The 18,664-nt window shown below is 40.9% G+C and carries 22 protein-coding genes; 7 read left to right on the plus strand and 15 right to left on the minus strand.

The genetic code is table 11. From position 1 onward, the window contains the following. Positions 1 to 27: 27 nt before the first annotated feature. The gene (locus tag NMK36_RS03850) at positions 28 to 1,167 is read right to left on the minus strand and encodes an RNA-guided endonuclease InsQ/TnpB family protein (RefSeq protein ID WP_367997166.1); all 1,140 of its coding nucleotides are present in this window, start codon (positions 1,165 to 1,167) and stop codon (positions 28 to 30) included. After that, positions 1,103 to 1,240, minus strand: coding sequence for a helix-turn-helix domain-containing protein (locus NMK36_RS28925; protein WP_367997167.1), 138 nt, complete (start codon positions 1,238 to 1,240; stop codon positions 1,103 to 1,105). The genes NMK36_RS03850 and NMK36_RS28925 overlap by 65 nt, the downstream gene beginning before the upstream one ends. A 168-nt stretch (positions 1,241 to 1,408) precedes the next feature. On the opposite strand from NMK36_RS28925, the gene NMK36_RS03855 reads away from it, so the two are divergent. Beyond that, the gene (locus NMK36_RS03855; RefSeq protein WP_254173038.1) at positions 1,409 to 1,936 is read left to right on the plus strand and encodes a DUF2062 domain-containing protein; all 528 of its coding nucleotides are present in this window, start codon (positions 1,409 to 1,411) and stop codon (positions 1,934 to 1,936) included. Positions 1,937 to 2,064: 128 nt separating this feature from the next. Continuing rightward, entirely contained in the window at positions 2,065 to 2,847 is a 783-nt protein-coding gene (locus NMK36_RS03860) for an SDR family NAD(P)-dependent oxidoreductase (RefSeq protein ID WP_254173039.1), read from the plus strand. A gap of 190 nt (positions 2,848 to 3,037) precedes the next feature. On the opposite strand, the gene NMK36_RS03865 is transcribed toward NMK36_RS03860, so the two are convergent. From NMK36_RS03865 to NMK36_RS03925, 13 genes are all read right to left on the minus strand, one after another. Beyond that, positions 3,038 to 5,626 (minus strand): N-6 DNA methylase, encoded by a 2,589-nt coding sequence (locus NMK36_RS03865; RefSeq protein WP_072720279.1) that lies wholly within the window; start codon positions 5,624 to 5,626, stop codon positions 3,038 to 3,040. A gap of 218 nt (positions 5,627 to 5,844) precedes the next feature. Next, the gene (argC, locus tag NMK36_RS03870; RefSeq protein ID WP_072720278.1) at positions 5,845 to 6,906 is read right to left on the minus strand and encodes an N-acetyl-gamma-glutamyl-phosphate reductase; all 1,062 of its coding nucleotides are present in this window, start codon (positions 6,904 to 6,906) and stop codon (positions 5,845 to 5,847) included. 132 nt (positions 6,907 to 7,038) lie between these two features. Further along, positions 7,039 to 8,232, minus strand: a complete 1,194-nt coding sequence (locus tag NMK36_RS03875) for a glycosyltransferase (RefSeq protein ID WP_072720277.1) — start codon at positions 8,230 to 8,232, stop codon at positions 7,039 to 7,041. Positions 8,233 to 8,280: 48 nt separating this feature from the next. Next, positions 8,281 to 8,877, minus strand: a complete 597-nt coding sequence (locus NMK36_RS03880) for a fasciclin domain-containing protein (protein ID WP_072720276.1) — start codon at positions 8,875 to 8,877, stop codon at positions 8,281 to 8,283. A gap of 27 nt (positions 8,878 to 8,904) precedes the next feature. Continuing rightward, positions 8,905 to 9,465, minus strand: coding sequence for a fasciclin domain-containing protein (locus tag NMK36_RS03885; protein WP_072720275.1), 561 nt, complete (start codon positions 9,463 to 9,465; stop codon positions 8,905 to 8,907). Positions 9,466 to 9,583: 118 nt separating this feature from the next. Next, entirely contained in the window at positions 9,584 to 10,387 is an 804-nt protein-coding gene (locus tag NMK36_RS03890) for an MBL fold metallo-hydrolase (RefSeq protein WP_072720274.1), read from the minus strand. A 59-nt stretch (positions 10,388 to 10,446) separates the two neighbouring features. After that, a complete protein-coding gene (locus tag NMK36_RS03895) occupies positions 10,447 to 11,034 on the minus strand; it encodes an anthranilate synthase component II (RefSeq protein ID WP_072720273.1) in 588 nt (195 codons plus the stop codon). Between the two features lie 3 nt (positions 11,035 to 11,037). Further along, on the minus strand, positions 11,038 to 11,457 hold the full coding sequence (locus NMK36_RS03900; protein ID WP_245824297.1) for a diacylglycerol kinase: 420 nt from the start codon (positions 11,455 to 11,457) through the stop codon (positions 11,038 to 11,040). Between the two features lie 217 nt (positions 11,458 to 11,674). Further along, complete coding sequence (locus NMK36_RS03905) at positions 11,675 to 11,923, minus strand: zinc ribbon domain-containing protein (protein WP_222425253.1); 249 nt, start codon at positions 11,921 to 11,923, stop codon at positions 11,675 to 11,677. Positions 11,924 to 11,933: 10 nt separating this feature from the next. Further along, a complete protein-coding gene (locus tag NMK36_RS03910; RefSeq protein ID WP_254173040.1) occupies positions 11,934 to 12,137 on the minus strand; it encodes a hypothetical protein in 204 nt (67 codons plus the stop codon). A gap of 203 nt (positions 12,138 to 12,340) precedes the next feature. After that, positions 12,341 to 12,910 (minus strand): rRNA maturation RNase YbeY, encoded by a 570-nt coding sequence (gene ybeY / locus NMK36_RS03915; protein ID WP_072720271.1) that lies wholly within the window; start codon positions 12,908 to 12,910, stop codon positions 12,341 to 12,343. Positions 12,911 to 13,037: 127 nt separating this feature from the next. Then, on the minus strand, positions 13,038 to 13,217 hold the full coding sequence (locus NMK36_RS03920; RefSeq protein ID WP_072720459.1) for a DUF3285 domain-containing protein: 180 nt from the start codon (positions 13,215 to 13,217) through the stop codon (positions 13,038 to 13,040). A gap of 121 nt (positions 13,218 to 13,338) precedes the next feature. Further along, positions 13,339 to 13,863 carry a thylakoid membrane photosystem I accumulation factor gene (locus tag NMK36_RS03925; RefSeq protein WP_072720270.1) on the minus strand — a complete coding sequence of 175 codons (525 nt, stop codon included), beginning with the start codon at positions 13,861 to 13,863 and terminating at the stop codon, positions 13,339 to 13,341. A gap of 77 nt (positions 13,864 to 13,940) precedes the next feature. Between NMK36_RS03925 and NMK36_RS03930 the strand changes: the two genes are divergently transcribed. The 5 genes from NMK36_RS03930 (at position 13,941) to NMK36_RS03950 (ending at position 18,642) form a co-directional block, all read left to right on the plus strand. Further along, complete coding sequence (locus tag NMK36_RS03930) at positions 13,941 to 14,111, plus strand: hypothetical protein (RefSeq protein ID WP_186440402.1); 171 nt, start codon at positions 13,941 to 13,943, stop codon at positions 14,109 to 14,111. 803 nt (positions 14,112 to 14,914) lie between these two features. After that, on the plus strand, positions 14,915 to 15,400 hold the full coding sequence (gene apcA / locus NMK36_RS03935; RefSeq protein WP_072720268.1) for an allophycocyanin subunit alpha: 486 nt from the start codon (positions 14,915 to 14,917) through the stop codon (positions 15,398 to 15,400). A 68-nt stretch (positions 15,401 to 15,468) separates the two neighbouring features. Continuing rightward, positions 15,469 to 15,954, plus strand: coding sequence for an allophycocyanin subunit beta (gene apcB, locus NMK36_RS03940; RefSeq protein ID WP_072720267.1), 486 nt, complete (start codon positions 15,469 to 15,471; stop codon positions 15,952 to 15,954). A gap of 222 nt (positions 15,955 to 16,176) precedes the next feature. Continuing rightward, on the plus strand, positions 16,177 to 16,380 hold the full coding sequence (locus NMK36_RS03945; RefSeq protein WP_072720266.1) for a phycobilisome linker polypeptide: 204 nt from the start codon (positions 16,177 to 16,179) through the stop codon (positions 16,378 to 16,380). A gap of 183 nt (positions 16,381 to 16,563) precedes the next feature. Continuing rightward, the gene (locus tag NMK36_RS03950; RefSeq protein WP_072720265.1) at positions 16,564 to 18,642 is read left to right on the plus strand and encodes a hypothetical protein; all 2,079 of its coding nucleotides are present in this window, start codon (positions 16,564 to 16,566) and stop codon (positions 18,640 to 18,642) included. The last annotated feature ends 22 nt before the right edge of the window (positions 18,643 to 18,664 follow it).

Consider the following 18,664-nt stretch of genomic DNA (forward strand, 5'->3'; position numbering starts at 1 on the left):
AGAGGTTGAGAAAACCCGGTGAACTACCTACACCGACCCGACTAGGGCGGTGTAGGCTTCCGAATTCACAGACCAATGCCCCTTACTTTTACAAGCAGGTGGTCTTACACAGCCTCCATCGGCAAAGACGAGGTTCCCTCCGCCTTCAGTTAATATTCTGATCCCTTCATTCCTGATGTTGAGTGCCGCGTTTTCATCACGGTCATGGTGAGTTTGGCAACTTGGACAAACCCATTCTCTGATATCCAGAGATAATTCATCTAGGACATGACCACAACTCGAACAAGTTTTGGAACTAGGGAAAAAGCGATCAATTTCTACAAGTTCACCGTTTCTTTGTTTCAACTTGTAATCAATAAAGTTGACAAATTTTCCCCAACCCACATCAGATATTGCTTTTGATAACTTCCGGTTCTTAACCATTCCCTTGACGTTGAGGTTTTCAACGACAATCACTTGACTTTCGTTTACCAACTTTCTTGATAATTTATGCAAGAAATCTTGGCGGGAGTTGGTTATCTTTTCGTGAACCTTAGCTACAATTTTTCTAAACTTCTCTCTCGATTTACTACCTTTAGTTTTTCGGGAGAGTTTTTTCTGTTTCCGGGCTAGATTTTTCTGATGACGATATAAATGTTTGGGGTTAGCGTATTTAGTTGCATTTTCTCCATTATGAGTAATTGCGAAATCTTTTAACCCTAGATCAATCCCAATAATATTATCTCCCGACTGTTTAACGTCAGTTCCTTCGACTTCACATAAAATTGAAGCAAAATATTTATCAGTCGAAGTTTTGGAGATTGTTACTGTTTTAATCTTTCCCGTAACTTCTCGATGAAATATCGCTTTGATCTCACCAATTTTGGGAAATTTTAGGTATTCACCATTAACAGTAACACTTTGGGGATACTGAATTGATTGCTTGTGATGTTTGGATTTGAAATTAGGAAATTTAGCTCGTCCCTCAAAAAAGTTTTTGTAGGCTCTATCTAAATTTATAGCTACACATTGAAGAACTGATGAGTAGCAATTCTCTTTGAGCCAAGGATATTCTTTTTTAAGTTGAGGGAGCATTCCTTTATAAGATGCTAATTTTAGGCTTTTACCAGTTTCTTGATAGTGCTGAATACAGGCATTTAAGGCAAAATTCCTTTTGCGATCTTGCACAGCCAAACGATTTAGCTAATGCCAACTCCTGTTCAGGTGTTGGATAGAGCCTTACTTTTGTTGCCTTTAGCACTTTGAATCACCTCCTTTTTTATTATATTATATTTTATAATAACCAATTATTGAACATTCTAGTCCCTGACCGCAATTCATCCCACGCTGCCCTAACGGGTCAGACGTGGGGCACTCGTTGCGGAAGAAGCTAAAATTAAGATGAATCAAGAAGTAGGAGGACAATGGGATGCGACCGTTGCTGGAGATGCACCGACAACGCCAAATAATGGCTGCATCTCGACCCAAACCCGTTCAGAAGTTATGGCGTCAGTGGAGGAAATATTTTTATCGTCGTTTTATCCACCGTCAAGGTAAACCTGAATACTTAGCTAGAGGTTTAGCTGTTGGGGTGTTTACGGGTTGGTTTCCGTTTTTTGGCTTACAAATCATTTTAGGGGTGGCTTTAGCAACCCTTCTGCGGGGCCATAAATTGTTGGCGGTGGTTGGAACTTGGGTGAGTAACCCCATTACTTCTATTCCGATTTATTGGTTTAATTTTCATATCGGTCAATGGTTATTAGGTTTTCCTACCCTTTCTTTAGAAGAAGAACAATCTTTATCTTTTGATAATATTCTTAACTTAGGCACAGATTTTATCATCGCTTTATTGGTTGGATCTTTCACGGTTGCCTTAATTTGTGCAATTATTAGTTATTGGGGAAGTTTATATTTTATTCACCGTTTGCATCAAAAACAATTTTATCGACGGTATTGAAAAATGCACTCATCTGATTACAATTGATTCTGGGTTATTAATTTCTGATATAAAGCTAGTAATCTTAACAAAATATCAAAAATACGTTACAATAATGGATTAGAAAGTTATTCTAGGATTGAGAATTAATGAAGACTGCGTTAATTACAGGAGCGTCTGTTGGAATTGGGGCAGCGTTTGCAAAGGAACTGGCATCTCGCAAAATGGATGTGGTTTTGGTAGCTCGTTCTCAAGATAAATTAGAAAAACTAGCTGAACACTTTCAGACTCAATATAATATTAAAGCTCATGTTATTCCTCAAGATTTAACGAAACCGGGTGCAGCAAAAGCAGTTTATGATGCTATCTCTCAAGCGGGATTAACTGTTGATTTGCTGATTAATAATGCTGGATTTGGAGATTATGGAGCGTTTGTTGAGCGACCTTTAGAAAAACAAGTTCAAATGATTCAGTTGAATATTTTAGCTTTAGTTGAACTGACTCATTTATTCTTAACCGATATGAAAAAACGCAGGTCGGGTGCAATTGTTAATGTGGCGTCTATTGCGGGTTATCAACCTTTACCTTATTCTTCCGTTTACTCTGGAACAAAAGCCTTTGTTTTGACGTTTACAGAAGCCTTATGGGCAGAAAATAAAGACTCTGGGGTGAGAATTTTAGTGGTGTGTCCTGGCCCTACAGAATCTAACTTTTTTGTAGAAGCAGAATTTCCCCAAACCTTTGCAGGTGCCGGACAAAATTATGCAACGGCGGAGGAAGTAGTTGAAGAGACGTTACAAGCGTTAGAAAAAGAGTTTTCAACTTTAGTAACGGGGGGATTAAGTAATCAATTTATTGTGAATTTACCTCGATTTTTTCCTAGGGATACGATTGTTAGTATTGTAGAAAAACAGTTTAAACCTAAGAAATAATCTTGTTGTAGGGCTAAAGCCCTCCGATCTTGGGGTTAAAGCCCTACAACGATTTATGCGGATAAGTGCCACCGGGTAAGATTTTAACCAGGGGAGAATTGCGATAAAACACTTTCCAAAAGTCCTTCCCTATAGGAAGTAAGTAGAGGTAAACTTTTTCGATTTGTATTAAATCATTCAATGGCGACAGCTACGAATCCCCTTGCTGATTGTCAGAAAGTTGAGCGAACAAGTCAATAACACTACTTTGCATCTCAATTTGGGATGCTTCAAGCTCCTCACGCAGCATGATGGTTCTTCTTGTCTTCTCCACAACACTATTTAATGCGGCTTCATCAGTTGGTATAGCGATAATAATGTTTGCAATATGATGTGGTTCAAGGTGCTGTTGGACTGAGCCGTATTCATTCAAAATCATTTGATCAAGGGCTAGTTTAGATTGTAAGAAAGCATAAGCATAAAGTCGAAATGTCTCATCTGGAATTCTGACTCGTATCAAGTCATCAGACACAATTAACCCATTCAAACGATTAGTAATATATGCCACACGACCTATAGAACCAGATCGTGTAATGAGAATATCACCGCGATAAACACGAACCGCTCTTAACGCTGAAAGTTGACTTTTAGATGCTTTTGATAAATCTAGTAATTTAACGCTATCTCCTTTTTCTTGTAAAACAGCAGATGGTGTGAAGTAGGGTTCAATTTGATCGCCAGGAGTCTCAACAATTAGGCTCTCTGTTCTTAATCGTGGGCCTTTGAATATCTTAACGCCAGCGCAAATCTGCCCTAAAGTTGCGATCGCCCAATTATCAGAACCATCAAGAGATTCAAGTGCGCGTATTGTTGCATTTAGGTCTGGAAGATATGCTTGAGGGTTGATTCTGAGATCGCCATTAATATCAGACACATTGATTGAAAAACGATACTCAGATGGTTGGAGATTGTTTTGAAGAAATCGATAATAATCATCTAAAATTTCATCTAAATCGTGATCAAGAATTTCTGAATCAGAACCACTGTCTTCTTTTTTGAAGATTGGAATTCCCTCACTATCATGCCCAACCTTTTTGGAGATTGCCATAAAGATAGGATAATCATCTGGCGGGTTTTCTTTGGGTCGGTTCTTTTGAAAAAACACTAAACAAGTTCTAACACCCGTATGAGGCTGAAAAGTGTTTTTGTGACAGTTAACTACACCTAAAAGTCTGGCATCACGAAAGAGAATTTGTCTGGCTGGAAAGTATGTTTGGGTATCAAGAAAGCTCTTTGGCATAACGATCCCCACTTTGCCACCAGGCGCAACCCATTGCAAGCAACGCTCGAAAAATAACATTTCAGGTGGTACTCCATCATCAAGCTCAGAAGTTGCTTGATATTTGCCATCACGCATAGTCCATTTAAGACCACAGTTAAAGTTATCTAATATTTTTTTGTCTGAAATGCGTCCTTCACCAACACCCGCAAAAGGTGGATTAGTAAGAATAATTGTAGGTTTGCCCTGTCCTGCTAGAGCGCGGACGTGTTCGTTCAAATTATCAATAGACCCAAGACTATCACCTTGAGTCATACCAGTATGTCCATCTCCGTTGAGGATCATGGCAGTTTTAGCAATCTTCACAAGCCGTTTGCTAATTTCTACCATAAAAAGACGAGTTCTATGTCTATCTAATTGTCTTTGTTTTGCAATATCTGTTGCATTTGAGGAAAGAATTTTGCGCCGAACATAGCGCATTACTCCTGTAAGAAATCCACCAGAGCCTCCAGCAGGATCAAGAATATTATCCTCATAAGTCGGAGCTAATATTCCAACCATGAAATCAATAACGAGGCGATTGGTGAAAAATTGTCCTCTTTGACGTTTTAAGTAGGTTGCTGTGTACTGTTCGTAAGCATAACCCATGATGTCCCAGTCGTCTGACTCCAAAAGGTTGCTTAAGAGACGATAATTTTGAAGCTCAACTACAACATCAGCAATAGCGCGTCTACCAACAGTAACCCTTTCATACTCTCCAAATACATCAGGATTATCGGTAACTACTTTTGCAAACAAAATCTGAACTCGCTGTTCTACTTGAGCTTGTCCTTCAGGCGTAGCATATTCTTCAGGTGTACAGTAAAAGGTTGTAAACTCATCAGATGATTCCTCATCTTTTGCTTTCGCAAGAATTAGGCGAACCATATCCATAGTGAGGTCTTCTTCCTCACCATCTACACCGCGTCCATGAAGTTTGTTGTGACATCTACGAAGCAAACCTTTAATATCTTTTGGACGTTTTAAGTCTTCTTTCCTTCTACGTCCTAGAGCATCCCAAGCCTCCCCCTTCCTGGGAATTCCTATCCAAGGAATTAATTCATTTCTGGGAGTGCTTAAGCGACGGTAATATTTAACATCACCATTAAACCAAACACCACCATTGGCACTTGTATTGAATATGTAGGAGACAAGTTGGTTATAGCCTGAAGTTTCATTCGGTGCTTTGCACTCAACAATAATTTCGATTCTGCCTTGATCACGTGCGGTACAAGCAGATGCCGTTGAATAAATGACTATATCGGCTCGAACGGGTCTACCTTCTAAATCCTTTAATTCTTTTGAGCCATAGTAAACGGGTACTTCTCTAGCTAAATGAGTCTTCGGATACTGATACTCGAAGTGAAGAACTCTTAAATATTGTTGGCGGACAAATTCTTCTGGTTTTGCTTCTAAAACATCACCAGTCAAAAAGTCAATAATCTTACCTTCGGGGTTCAGAGGAATTTCAAACAGATCCATTGGTATCTCTCTGTACTGCAACAGCTAATAGTACACTATACAAATGATTTAGCTTCTTACGCACTCGTGCCTCACGCCTGAACCCGTTTGCGTAGCGTGCCGTAGGCATAGGGTCAGCGTGGGATGAATTTACGATTGTTAGTATTGTGGAAAAACAGTTTAAATCTAAGAAATAATTCCTTTGTAGAGACGTGCTATGGCACGTCTCTACATAAGATTTAAGGATAGAAACACAATTGCGGTAAACCCAAGGTTTCTTCCCAACCCATCATAATATTCATACACTGCACTCCTTGTCCGGCTTGACCTTTAATTAAGTTATCAATAGCCGACATCACAATCACTCGTCCCGTGCGTTGATCAACTTCAATTCCTAAATAACAAAGGTTTGTTCCGCAAGCCCATTTTGTTTGAGGATAAGTACCTCCAGGTAAAATTTTCACCAAGGGAGAATTGCGATAAAACGCTTTGTAAATCGTAATTAAATCTTCTCGAACTAACCCCGGATCTCGTAAAGTTGCATAAACTGTTGCTAAAATTCCCCGTACCATTGGCATTAAATGGGGAGTAAATTGAACTAAAATATCATGTCCGGCTAACTCACTACAAATCTCTTCAATTTCTGGGGTATGACGATGATGACCCCCCACACTATAAGCGCCAATTGAACTATCAGCTTCTGCTAATAACATATTAACTTTAGCTTGTCTACCGCCTCCAGAAGTGCCTGATTTAGCATCAATAATGGCGGTATCAGGAACCACTAATCCCTGTTTTAATAAGGGTGCAATCGCTAATAAACTCGCAGTTACATAACAACCCGCACAACCGACTAATTGAGCCGTAGAAAGGCGATCGCGATAGAGTTCAGGTAAGCCATAAACCGCCGTTGCTGCGATCGCTTGATCCTGACGCTCTCCCCCATACCATTTTTTATAAATGTCTAAATTAGAAAATCGATAATCTGCCGATAAATCTAATACTTTGCAGCCTTTTTCAAGCAATTGTGGAGCCATTTGATAAGCTAAACCATTGGGGAGAGATAGAAAGACAATTTGACATTTAGAGGCAATTTTATCAATATCAATGGGTTCTATCACTAAATCCACGCATTCATTCAAATGGGGATAGAGACTGCAAAAGGGTTTTCCAGCACTACTATCACCCCCCAAATAGGCAATATTTACCAGGGGATGATCCTGCAATAAGCGAACCAATTGTACCCCACCATAACCTGATGCTCCCACAATCCCCACAGGAATCCGTTTTGCATTACTCATATTACCTAACTCCTAGTAAAATCATATAATCCGTTCGACAATCCTTCGACAAGGCTCAGGACAAGCTTTTGCTGCATGATAGCGGATTCTGGAAAAATTTGGAAAAATCTTTTGAAATTTCTCTGGGATATCTCACAGTCGAAAACCCATTTCCGCTAGTCCCATCCGTAAGCGTTCAGCTTCTGGAGAGTTGTTTTGTTCGTGTAATTCAATGGCGGCTTTAAACATCATAAAACTATCGCTGAGTTGACCAATTTGGAGTAATAAAACCCCTAAATTTTGGAAGGTTTCGGCAGAATTGGGATTCAGTTCAATGGCTTTTTGATAAGCTGTGATCGCTTCTCGATAAGCTCCCATTGCTCTTAAGGTCATGCCTAAATTATAATGAGCGATCGCTAAAGTCGGATCAATTTCAATGGCGGTTTGATACGCTATTTTAGCAGATTCTAGTTCTTCTTCTTGTTTAAAAATATTCCCTAAATTGTTATAAGCTCCTAGCTTCAATTGAGGTAAAATATTGATCTCAATAGCTTGTTGATAATGGTGTTTTGCTTCTGCGAATTGTTGTTGTTTCCCATAAGCAATTCCTAAATGATAATGCAGTTCATATAAAACCCCTTCTTCTACATCATTGCCTTGAGATAAACCTAATTTTAAGAGTTCAATTCCTCGATTTAATTCACCGATTTCGACATATAAAGCTCCTAATTTACTCGCTGCATAGGCATCATTGGGATGTTCTGTTAAATAACGTTCCATTGATGATTTTGCGGCTTGCCATTTGTTCCGTTTAGTAATAGTTTCAGCTTGATATCCATCATGTAAAATCGCTACTGTCGGTAAAGTTCCAATTTTCCATTGAGGTTTTTGGTGAATTAATTCGGTAATACTATCATCCACCATTGCATGATAGGGACGAGAAAAACAAATTTGCGGGTGATTTCTAAATAATCGAGAGACTAAAGAATAGGGAGATTGACTCGCACCGATTTCTTGTCGAATTAAGTTAATCACAATTAAATCACGGTTTTGCATCATTTGATGGAGGTGTTCTCCCATTCCCGGTGCTAATCTTTCATCTGCATCTAAGACTAAAATCCATTGTCCCGTTGCATAACTTAAAGCTGCATTTCTGGCTTTAGCAAAATCATCACACCAGTCAAAAAAATGAACACTAGCCCCAAATTGTTGAGCAATTTTTGGGGTTCTATCCGTTGACCCCGTATCTACAATAATAATCTCATCAACAATTCCTTTAACGCTGTTTAAACATTTAGCTAAAGTCTCCTCTTCGTTTTTAACAATCATGCAAAGGCTTAATTTCATAACTGGGAATAAAGTTGTTTTTTAGATGCAATCAAGATTAATTTTACCTTATTCAGGTAATACCATCACTTTATCAATAACATGAATAACCCCATTACTCGCCGGGATATCAGAATCAATCACCCTGGCATCTTCGACTTGAATTTGATTATTATCGGTTCCTACCGTAATAGAATCTCCTTCTAAAGTTGTTACTTCTCCTGCTTTTAAATCCGTTGCGTTGACTTTCCCTGGAATGACATGATATTTTAATAAATCAGTAATTTTACTCAAGTCTTTTGATGTCAGGATAGCTTCTAAAATTTCTTGGGGTAATTTAGCAAAGGCTTCATCCGTTGGGGCGAAAATGGTAAAATCTCCCTTTTTTAGAGCATCTAATAATCCGGTTGTTTTTAAAATTGCAGCTAAAATTGTAAACCGGTCATCGGATAAAATAATACTAGCTAAATCTCCACCCACAGCTTTAATCACTTCTTTAGGAATTGGAAGTTGGGCGATATTTTGGCTGTCAACGAGTTTTGAATTAGGAGATATTTGAGCTTCTGCGGCGACAACGGGGGAAATTGTTCCTAACAGGAGGAAACTCAAAAGGCTAAGAAGTCCGACCCGTTTACCTGGGTTTTGATATTCTGTTAAGTTGTTCATGATTAAATCCTCTTTAAATTGTGTAAATTAGTTGGGTCGAATTACGGTATCAATAACATGAATTACCCCATTAATAGCTGGAACATCGGCTTTAATCACCGTTGCATTATCAATTTTTACCGATGCACCCACTTGTACGTTAATGGTATCTCCTTCTACGGTTTCGATTTCCCCTGATTTAAGGTCAGTTGACAATACTTTTCCCGGAACAACATGATAGGTCAAAATCTTGACTAATTCTGCTTTATTTTCGGGTTTGAGTAAGTTTTCTAAAGTTCCTGGCGGAAGTTCTGAAAATGCTTTATCCGTTGGTGCAAATATTGTAAATGGCCCTTCTGCTTTCAGGATATCGACTAAATCCGCTGCTTGCAAGGCTTGGGTTAAAATTGTAAACTCACCCGCACTCACCACCGTATCCACAATATCCAGTGATGTTGTAGCCGGAATTTGGGCAATATTAACAAACTTTGTTAAGGTGTGATTGTATAGTTGCGCTTCAACGGGCACACTTCCACCGAGTATCACTCCAACAACGCTAAAAAATACCGTTATTTGTTTCAATTTTTGAGTGTGATTTTGAGGATTCATAACAATTAAAGGGGAATTTATCAGTTATCAGTTAGTAGGGGATTCATCAAAATTGTAGTTAATTTTAAAGAACCCGACCTTACTTGTTAACAGCTAAACGTTAACTGTTAAGGAATACCTAACTTTTGGGATTATTATCAAAGTTATAAGTTAAGACATTAATTATAGGGCCTTCTTTCGGTAAATTATCGGCAGTTAATGTCAGGGTATCTGTTTTTTGAATTTGTATGGGTGTTCCCGCCATTACGGTTAAAAAATTATCAATGGGTTCAATATCACAGGTTGTTGCATCGGCTGCTAACGTTCGATAATGGGTGGGAATTACAATTCGCGGATTCAGAAATTCAATGGTTTTTTTGGCTTCTTCCGGGGTATAGGATTTTGCCCCCCCGCCAACCGGAATTAACATTAAATCAGGACGACCAATTAAAATGCGTTCTTCCATTCCTAAAGGGGCTGCTAGTCCTCCTAAATGTAAAATTTTAATCCCGGCTTGTTTCCATAACCAAGCGACATTAACGCCAAATCTGCGCCCTTCAAATCGGTCTTTAATGGTGCGAATCCCTTGAATTTGAGTGCCATTAAATTGATAGACACCGGGTTCATATAATAAAGCGGGATTTCCCGTAAATCCTTCTATCACTCCCTCATCTAAGAGACGGCTACTAATTAAGATTAAATCTGTTTGAAATTGTTGTGGACTGCGATAACCACTGGTGCACCCAATTTGGCGAAAAGGATTGACTAAAACTCTTAATCCTCCCCCTGTAAATAAAAAAGCCGTATGTCCTAACCATTGGACGGTTAAAGTATTTCCAGAAGCAGATTGGGCTGTAGATTTTTGCCATTGAGACGTTAACCCAGTTGCTAACGTTGTTAATAGCGTCGTGGTTGTTAATTGAATTAATTTTCGCCGTTTCATAATATTTGGGTTGACGGAAGCAACGGATTAAAGCCGGGATGACAGTTCCGAGTTAACAATTATATCTGTTCTAGGAAATTTCTTAAGAGTTGTTTTCCAGAACGGGTGAGAACGCTTTCCGGGTGAAATTGTACCCCCTGAATATGGGGATAGTCCCGATGGCGAACCCCCATAATTGTCCCATCTTCCACCCATCCTGTAATTTCTAAAACATCAGGACAAGTCTCTCGTTCAATCACTAAGCTATGATAGCGAGTGGCGGTTAAGGGATTTTCAACATTAGAGAAAACACCGACCCCAGTATGATGAACGGGGGATGTTTTTCCGTGCATTAGTTCCGGTGCAGAAATAATATTCCCCCCGAATACTTGACCAATACTTTGATGGCCTAAACATACGCCTAAAAGGGGTAAAGTTGGCCCTAATTCTCGAATTAATTCTAGGGAAATTCCGGCATCTTCTGGACGACCTGGCCCTGGAGAAATCACCACTGCATCGGGTTTCATCTGACGAATTTCTTCGATAGAAATTTTGTCATTTCTAAAGACTTGAACTTCAGAAGCAATCGGTAATTCTTGACCGAGTTCTCCTAAATATTGAACAATATTGTAAGTAAAACTATCGTAATTATCAATAACAATAATCAAGGTTTAAACTCCTAATAAGGTAACGTTAATCCAGGCGATGAAAGGAGGTAATAGTAAGATTACCGCCACAAATAATGCCACGATAGCAGAGATTAAAACAGCCGCCGCCGCGCAATCCTTAGCAATTTTTGCTAACTCATGGTAAGACTGACCCACCGTTAAATCAACAACGGATTCTATGGCTGTATTCAATAATTCCATCGTCATTACCGCCCCAATGGTTAAGCCAATAACTGCCACTTCCACCTTGGGTAAATTCAAAAAAAGACCCAAGCCAATGGCTAGGGTTCCAATAAGAGTATGAATCCGAAAGTTTCTTTGGGTTCTAAAAGCATAAATGATTCCAGCCCAAGCATATTTAAAGCTAACTAATAAATTAGATGCTATTGTCCAAGATAATTCTCGGTTATATTTTTTTCCCATAGCATCAGACCGGTTGGGCTGTACTGGTGTTGTTCCTTGAGGTAGAGAAATCAACGATGAGGCTGCAAATTCTGAAATAGAGGGTTTGTTTAGGTGCATTAGTGGATAGATCCTTCACTGATTACATTTTTAACCACATTCAGTTTCCATAAGCATACTGCAAGCAATCTATCTTGACACTCCCCGCTCTCTTATAGACGGGGATTCTAACTTCGACCTAGATACGTGCTGCGACCAGGGTTTCCCCAAGAAGAGTAGAGGTTTCTAGTCCATTAGCGTTACTTCGGGATTGCCCATCCCTAGCTTGTTTAGCAAGATTGAGAATGTTTTTTGCAGCGTTTGTATCTCTATGTAACTCACATCCACAGTTACAAATATGGGTGCGAGTCGATAGAGATTTTTTAACAATTACCCCACAATTAGAACATTTTTGCAAAGTGTAATGGGGTGCAACCGGAATTGCCAATTTATCAAATTTAGCTGCAAAATATTCTATCTATTGTCGGAACAAATACCAACAGGCATCGCTTTAAGGCAAATTTGTCAATTTTCAATTCTCTGGAATTATCCATCCAGTATCTAATCGCTTTATTGCGAACAAATTGAGTTGTACGAATTGCTTGATCAATTGCTTTGTATTGCTCAAGCTTGTCTTTAACTTTGTATTCTAAAACTATCATGGAAATCTCTTATTTTCGACCTGTTGATAGGTTAACATAAATCAGAAAACATAAATCAGAAAAATATTCATGGGGAATAAATTCCCCTGAGTCGCTTTTCATCTGTTGTCTGAAGACACGCTGGTTTTCAAGCTCCCATCCTGGCTTTATAATAAATCTGTGCTTCATGGCTCTACCTCAGAATTTGTGCTGTACTCAGGGAGTCACCGTAGCGAGTTAACTAATCCAATAATTTCTAAAAGAACTCGTTGTTGGTTTAACATTTCCGTTAAACTTTCATCATCAGGATGATCCCAACCTAAAAGATGTAATAACCCGTGAGTCGCTAACCATCCTAACTCGGTTTTGAGGGAATGTCCCTGTTCTTGAGCTTGGTTATAAGCGGTTTCCACCGAAATGACAATATCGCCCAAATATAGCGATTGAGAAGATAAAATTTCGGGAGGTAGGGGACAATCGACCTCTAATGACGCAAAGGCTAACACATCGGTCGGTTTATTTTGGGAACGATACTGAGTATTTAACGTTTCTATCTCTGTATTATCCGTTAGGCGCAAGCTTAATTCATAACTGGATGCGCTGGGAAGATCAGAATGTAAATGATTCAGCCAAATTTGAAACCAATTTTCCCATTCTGTCTCATTGATGGGACAGTCAATTACTAGGGGCGAAGACTCCATACTCTGGTCTGGGCTGGAGTTAGGTTCTGGGTTTTCTAACACAAACCGATCCCAAAAACAGTCCTGTATACTAACTTCAATTTGAACACTCATTTATAGAAGGGAACAGGGAACAGGGAGGAAAAAACAGGTGTAGGGTCTAGCTTTGCTGCATCACTACTTTGCCTTAATAGGTCTCTGACGACTGCTATAAGATAAAATTTAATCAAAATTCTAGGGGTTAGCGAGTCAGGTAAGCCATCCCGATGAGAAATCCTAATAAACCTATGGTGGTTAATGCAAAATGAAACAAAGACTTTCCGCCTTTGCGAACCATATTTCGCATCGCTAATTTAACATAGCTGGGTTTGGGTTCGTTGGGTTTAACCTCTGAGGATGCCGGAGAGGAGGGGGTATTCATCACGCTTGGTTTAGAAATTAATAGGGGAAAATAGACCGACTGACTCAATCTTAACAAAAATGTAACATTTTATGAAGCGATCGCCCGGTCGAATCTACCATCCACAATATCCCCAACGGTTTTAACGCTGAGTTTCTACTAACTCGGTGTTAAATTCATTGAAAGAACGTCGCCGCAATTCCACAGATTCAGACCGAGGAAGTAAATCAAAAACTTGACGAAACACATCATCGACACGTTCAAAAGCAACTTGTCCGTTTTGATCAAGAACCACTTTCCCCGACTGGTCAATTAATACGGTTTGAGGAACATAGCCTTTGTAATAATAGCCCGGTTCCTGACTAGAAAACTGGGTATCGGGTAATAAAGTATCAACATTGACCGGAATAAAATCCGCAGCCCTTCCGTAAAAACGCTGAAGTTCAGATACAGTTGTTGTAAATTTTTTACAATCTTTGCTATCGTCCAAGAAAAAGACTAATAAAGCGGGTCTGCCTTGTCTGCGGGATTCTGCTAAGGTAACTCTGGGAGGGACTAGGGAACCATTTCCCCCATACAAGGCAAAAATATTACCATCAAAGCGATCATCATCCAAACTGGCTAACGCGGTTGGGACAAGGGTAAAAAAGAATACACTAATAATCACGAAGGTTATCAGTAGGGTTTTGAAACCTTTAAAACCCTGAAAGCACTGTTGTAGAATTTTGAACGGAGGACAATTCCATGGAGTTAGACGCATATTCTGGAAGCAACAATTCAGATAGAAACGGAATCTATTGTGACATTAGTTTTCCGGTGTTCTCAAAAAAGAGTAGAAACTCCACTGAATTTTATAATACAAATGCAACCGCCGTCGCGATCGCAACTGACCCCCGCGAACATCAAGGATCTTGATGGGTAATCAACCCTTGTTGTGCCACTTAAATCAGTTGTTGAAGATCTACGATGGGTATCGTCATCAAGACATCCTAAAAGAAAAGTAGCCACAATGGTTTTGCCGGAGTGGATAGGGGTTGTTTGACTCAGCCTTTAAGAGTGAAAATCTCTTAAGAATCCCCGTCTCTTCAGAGCGGGGAGTGTCAACGATATCGTTCTTGACTAGGCTTAGGGTTCATGATTTTTGGGATTGAATTGTCGCTTCAAAATCAGTGGACATCGTTCCCACCCCGTGGAATGTTAAAAACTATTACAATCCCGCTAAGAATGTGGGCTCTATGCCTCAAAATACAAGCGATAGGTAGTAACAGTATTGGGCGAATGTCCAAAGCGAGTTACAGTCGCCGGAAGGCATTCGGAGACTCTAAACGGGCGTGGAGAAAGAAAGCATAAGACCTAAGAATTTAGGCTGTGATCAAGGAAGCGTCAACCCATCAGATGCAGACCCGAATAGGGAGCAGGCTGGGAATTCACTTGCTTTCAGGCAGTGGAGGATGTCAAGCTTGTGAACTGTCCCCTAAAAATCTCAAAAATTTTTGAGGGCTACGAACAAGCCAAAAGTGAACCGATAAAAATCTTAAATAAAAATAGATTTGATTGCGGATCACAAAGCAGATACACTCTAAGATCATGGCTTGATCCAGAATGTATCTGAACAAGCAGGAACGCTCAGAGGTCACTCTGAGACTCTCCAACTCAGTTACATGGGTTTTCGGGAGAGTGTCAATCAGGAAAACGTTAGCTAAACGCTTTTGTAGAAAATGAGTATCGTCACAAAATCCATCGTTAATGCCGACGCCGAAGCGCGTTACCTCAGCCCTGGTGAATTAGATCGAATCAAAGCCTTCGTCACCTCTGGTGAGCGTCGCGTTCGCATCGCCGAAACGCTGACAGGTGCCCGTGAGCGCATCATCAAAGAAGCTGGAAGCCAACTCTTCCAGAAACGCCCTGATGTGGTCTCTCCTGGTGGCAATGCTTATGGCCAAGAAATGACCGCTACCTGCTTACGCGACCTCGACTACTACCTGCGTCTGGTCACCTATGGAATCGTTGCGGGCGATGTTACCCCCATCGAAGAAATCGGGATCGTTGGCGCTCGGGAAATGTACAAATCTCTGGGTACCCCCATTGAAGCCGTTGTCGAAGGAATTCGTGCTACGAAGAATGTTGCTGCTGGTCTGTTATCTGGTGAAGATGCAGCCGAAGCCTCAGCTTACTTCGACTATGTGATCGGTGCAATGTCATAGTTCCGATTGCTTTATCACCTTTTTTAAACGATTCCTAGATTCAGCGACTACAAGGAAATAGAACAATCATGCAAGACGCCATTACTTCCGTAATCAATTCTTCTGACGTTCAAGGTAAGTACCTGGATGCCAGCGCCCTGGGCAAATTAAAAGCCTACTTCGCCACTGGCGAACTGCGGGTTCGTGCTGCTTCCACGATCAGTGCCAACGCAGCCACCATCGTCAAAGAAGCAGTAGCCAAATCTCTGCTGTACTCTGACGTCACCCGTCCTGGTGGAAATATGTACACCACCCGTCGTTATGCTGCTTGCATTCGCGACTTAGACTACTACCTCCGTTATGCCACCTACGCCATGTTAGCTGGCGATCCTTCCATTCTTGATGAGCGCGTTCTCAACGGTTTGAAAGAAACCTATAACTCTCTGGGTGTTCCCATCGGTTCTACCGTTCAAGCCATCCAAGCCATGAAAGAAGTGACCGCTAGCTTAGTGGGCGCTGATGCTGGCAAAGAAATGGGCATTTACTTTGACTATATCTCCTCTGGCTTAAGCTAAAACCGATGTTAGGTTTTTGAGGGTGAATTTCTAAATTCCCAATTCAAAATCCGAACAACCTTCAAGGCCAGGGAAGTCTGGAGTGAGTGCTAGACCGCCAAAGGCTTGTCTGTTATTCCTGATAAGTTTTAGCGAGCTAGTATTGACTTCTGACTCCCGGCCTTTGAGCATTTAAAAATTGATCTAAAACTTGTTAAATTTGCTCAGGAGAGACGAAAAAAAATGCGGATGTTCAAAGTAACAGCTTGTGTGCCAAGCCAAACCCGGATTCGTACCCAACGGGAATTACAAAATACTTACTTTACAAAGTTAGTTCCCTATGACAATTGGTTCAAAGAACAACAACGCATCATGAAAATGGGCGGTAAAATTGTCAAAGTGGAACTGGCAACTGGCAAGCCAGGAACGAATACAGGATTACTGTAGAAGGCAGGAGGCAGGGGACAGAAGGTAGAGGGAACTGGGAAAGAAGAATAGAGATTAATTCTTAATTCTTAATTCTTAATTCTTAATTCCTCCTGCCTCCTGCCTCCTGCCTCCTCCTATTTCCTGACTCCTATTCGGCTATGATATTGGAGAGATAAAACACCACCTGAATAGAGGCGGGAAATGGCAAGTTGGGAATTTCTAGTCCAAAAAGAAGGGGATAATACTTGGCTGACCTTAGAATCCCCCGATGTTGAAATTTTAGAAGGGCGCTATCGGATGGTCGCCCGTTCTGGTTATACAAACACCTCCATTGATGTTCGCATTATTTATCAAGATTTTGAAGCCCTTCCACCTGTTCAACAAGTTCAAACTCGAACACTAACGACCAATTCCGAAGGGTTAATGGTGGTGATGCCTTACACTTCCTTAAAACCTGGAAATTGGCAGTTTTCCTGCTCCCCTCAACTGACCTCTGGATTATTATCAACGGTTGGTAAAAGAACAATCCAACTCCGAGTTCTCCCCGTAGACCTAGAAGACCTTGATCAACCCTTTGAAGAAACTCAACCCCCGACGGTCAATATTATCCCCACAGAATCGGTAGATATTGAGGTAACACCGGAACCTTCCCCTAAAATTGTACAATTTCCCACCTCTCGTTCTAATCCGGTTGCTGAACCCCCACAGCCCCAAGCTTCAACCCCTGAAACTCCCTTGTCCCTCGTTGAAGAGTCTCCCCAACCCCTTCAGCCGGTAGAGACTTTGCTCAATGCGCTGCACCTGAGCCTCGATCAAGATTCCTTTGTTGCCCGTTTGGGACAACCTGTAATCCTATGGGGACGCATCGAACTGCCCATCGCTTCCCCCTCTCAGCCTTCAACTTCTGTTTATCCCGTCCTTCCTTCCTGTGAACTGCAATTTCGTTTACGCGACCCCCAAACCGCAGAACCGTTATTTGAGGTAAGCCAACCCCTTCGGTTCTCGGATTTTCCCCTGTCTTTTTCCGGTGTGGTTTATATTCCCTTTGAATGCAAAACCCGTTTAATTTTAGGGGAAGTGATCTTTTCCCATGATGGGGTTCCGGTGACGACCCAATCTTTTAACGTGGTGACTCAGGTTGAACATCTCCTCGAAGCCATTGATCAAGGTTTTGGCACCCAACAGGATCAAGAAGACTTCCCTGACCTTTCAACGTTGGATTTGGGAGTTTTGGAATTACCCGACCTCAGCGATAACATAAAAACGGCTCAATCCCCCTCTGCTGAACCCTTTGCTCCTGAGATTTCCACCATTTTGCCACCCAAAATACATCCCTCTGGAACGGACTCTCGACCCTCTACCCCCCTAGATTTACCAACATTTGGCCAGAGTTCAACGACTCAGGAGGTTCAGACCCCTGGGGTTCCGGTGTCTGAGGATTTATCAATCAGTGTTGAAACGTCCGAATCAACGTCTACAGATATCCCCGTTTCAATTTCACCCTTGCCGATACCCGTCCCCGATCCCATAGTAGAATCCGCCCCCATTACTAAACCTAAACCAGATCCAGAGGTTCAACAAGCCTTTCAAGCGTTGGATCTCAATAATCGATTTTGGTCGCGGTTAAATTCTTTAGCCCAGGATCAGGAATGGTCACAATGGGTTAAACGCGCTAACGTTAATCCTTTACCGGAGATTCCGTTTAATGCTGCTACTAATATTGTTAAACGTTCTGATCATGACAAGCAAGATGCCTGTTCCCCAGTTTTCTCAGAAGTGATTCATCCCCAGGAGGAATTAGAAGAAATTGTCGTTGATGATGAACCTTTGGAATCTCCTTCCGCATTTTTTTCAAAACGTAAACTGGGGAAAGAAACGAAACCGGAAACTTCTACGACAAATCAACCGATTCCCTATGTTTTATCAGAGGATCAACCCGTTCCTGATCCAGAAATTGAGGTCTTAGCAACAGAAATTATTTCCGGACGATTGGTAAAAGTTCGGGTGCGACTTCCCGATGGTTTACCTCGAATTTATGTCAAAGTTTGGCTTTTTGATCGGCAAACTCGTAGTGTTGTTGATGGCCCTCGGTGGTTAACAGAATTTTCACCCAATGGGTTTGATCAAATTGAAACCACTATTGATTTAGAAGTTCCTTACAGTAGTTTAGAGGTACTTTTTGAAGCGATCTCTGTTGAAATGCAAACCCAACGAGAAAGCAATAAAATCACGATTGAACGCTCTGTCAACCCTCCTCCAGCACCTTCTTTACCTCTTTAATAACTGATAACTGATAACTGAT

The sequence above is a fragment of the Planktothrix pseudagardhii genome (assembly GCF_904830925.1).
Taxonomy (GTDB): domain Bacteria; phylum Cyanobacteriota; class Cyanobacteriia; order Cyanobacteriales; family Microcoleaceae; genus Planktothrix; species Planktothrix tepida.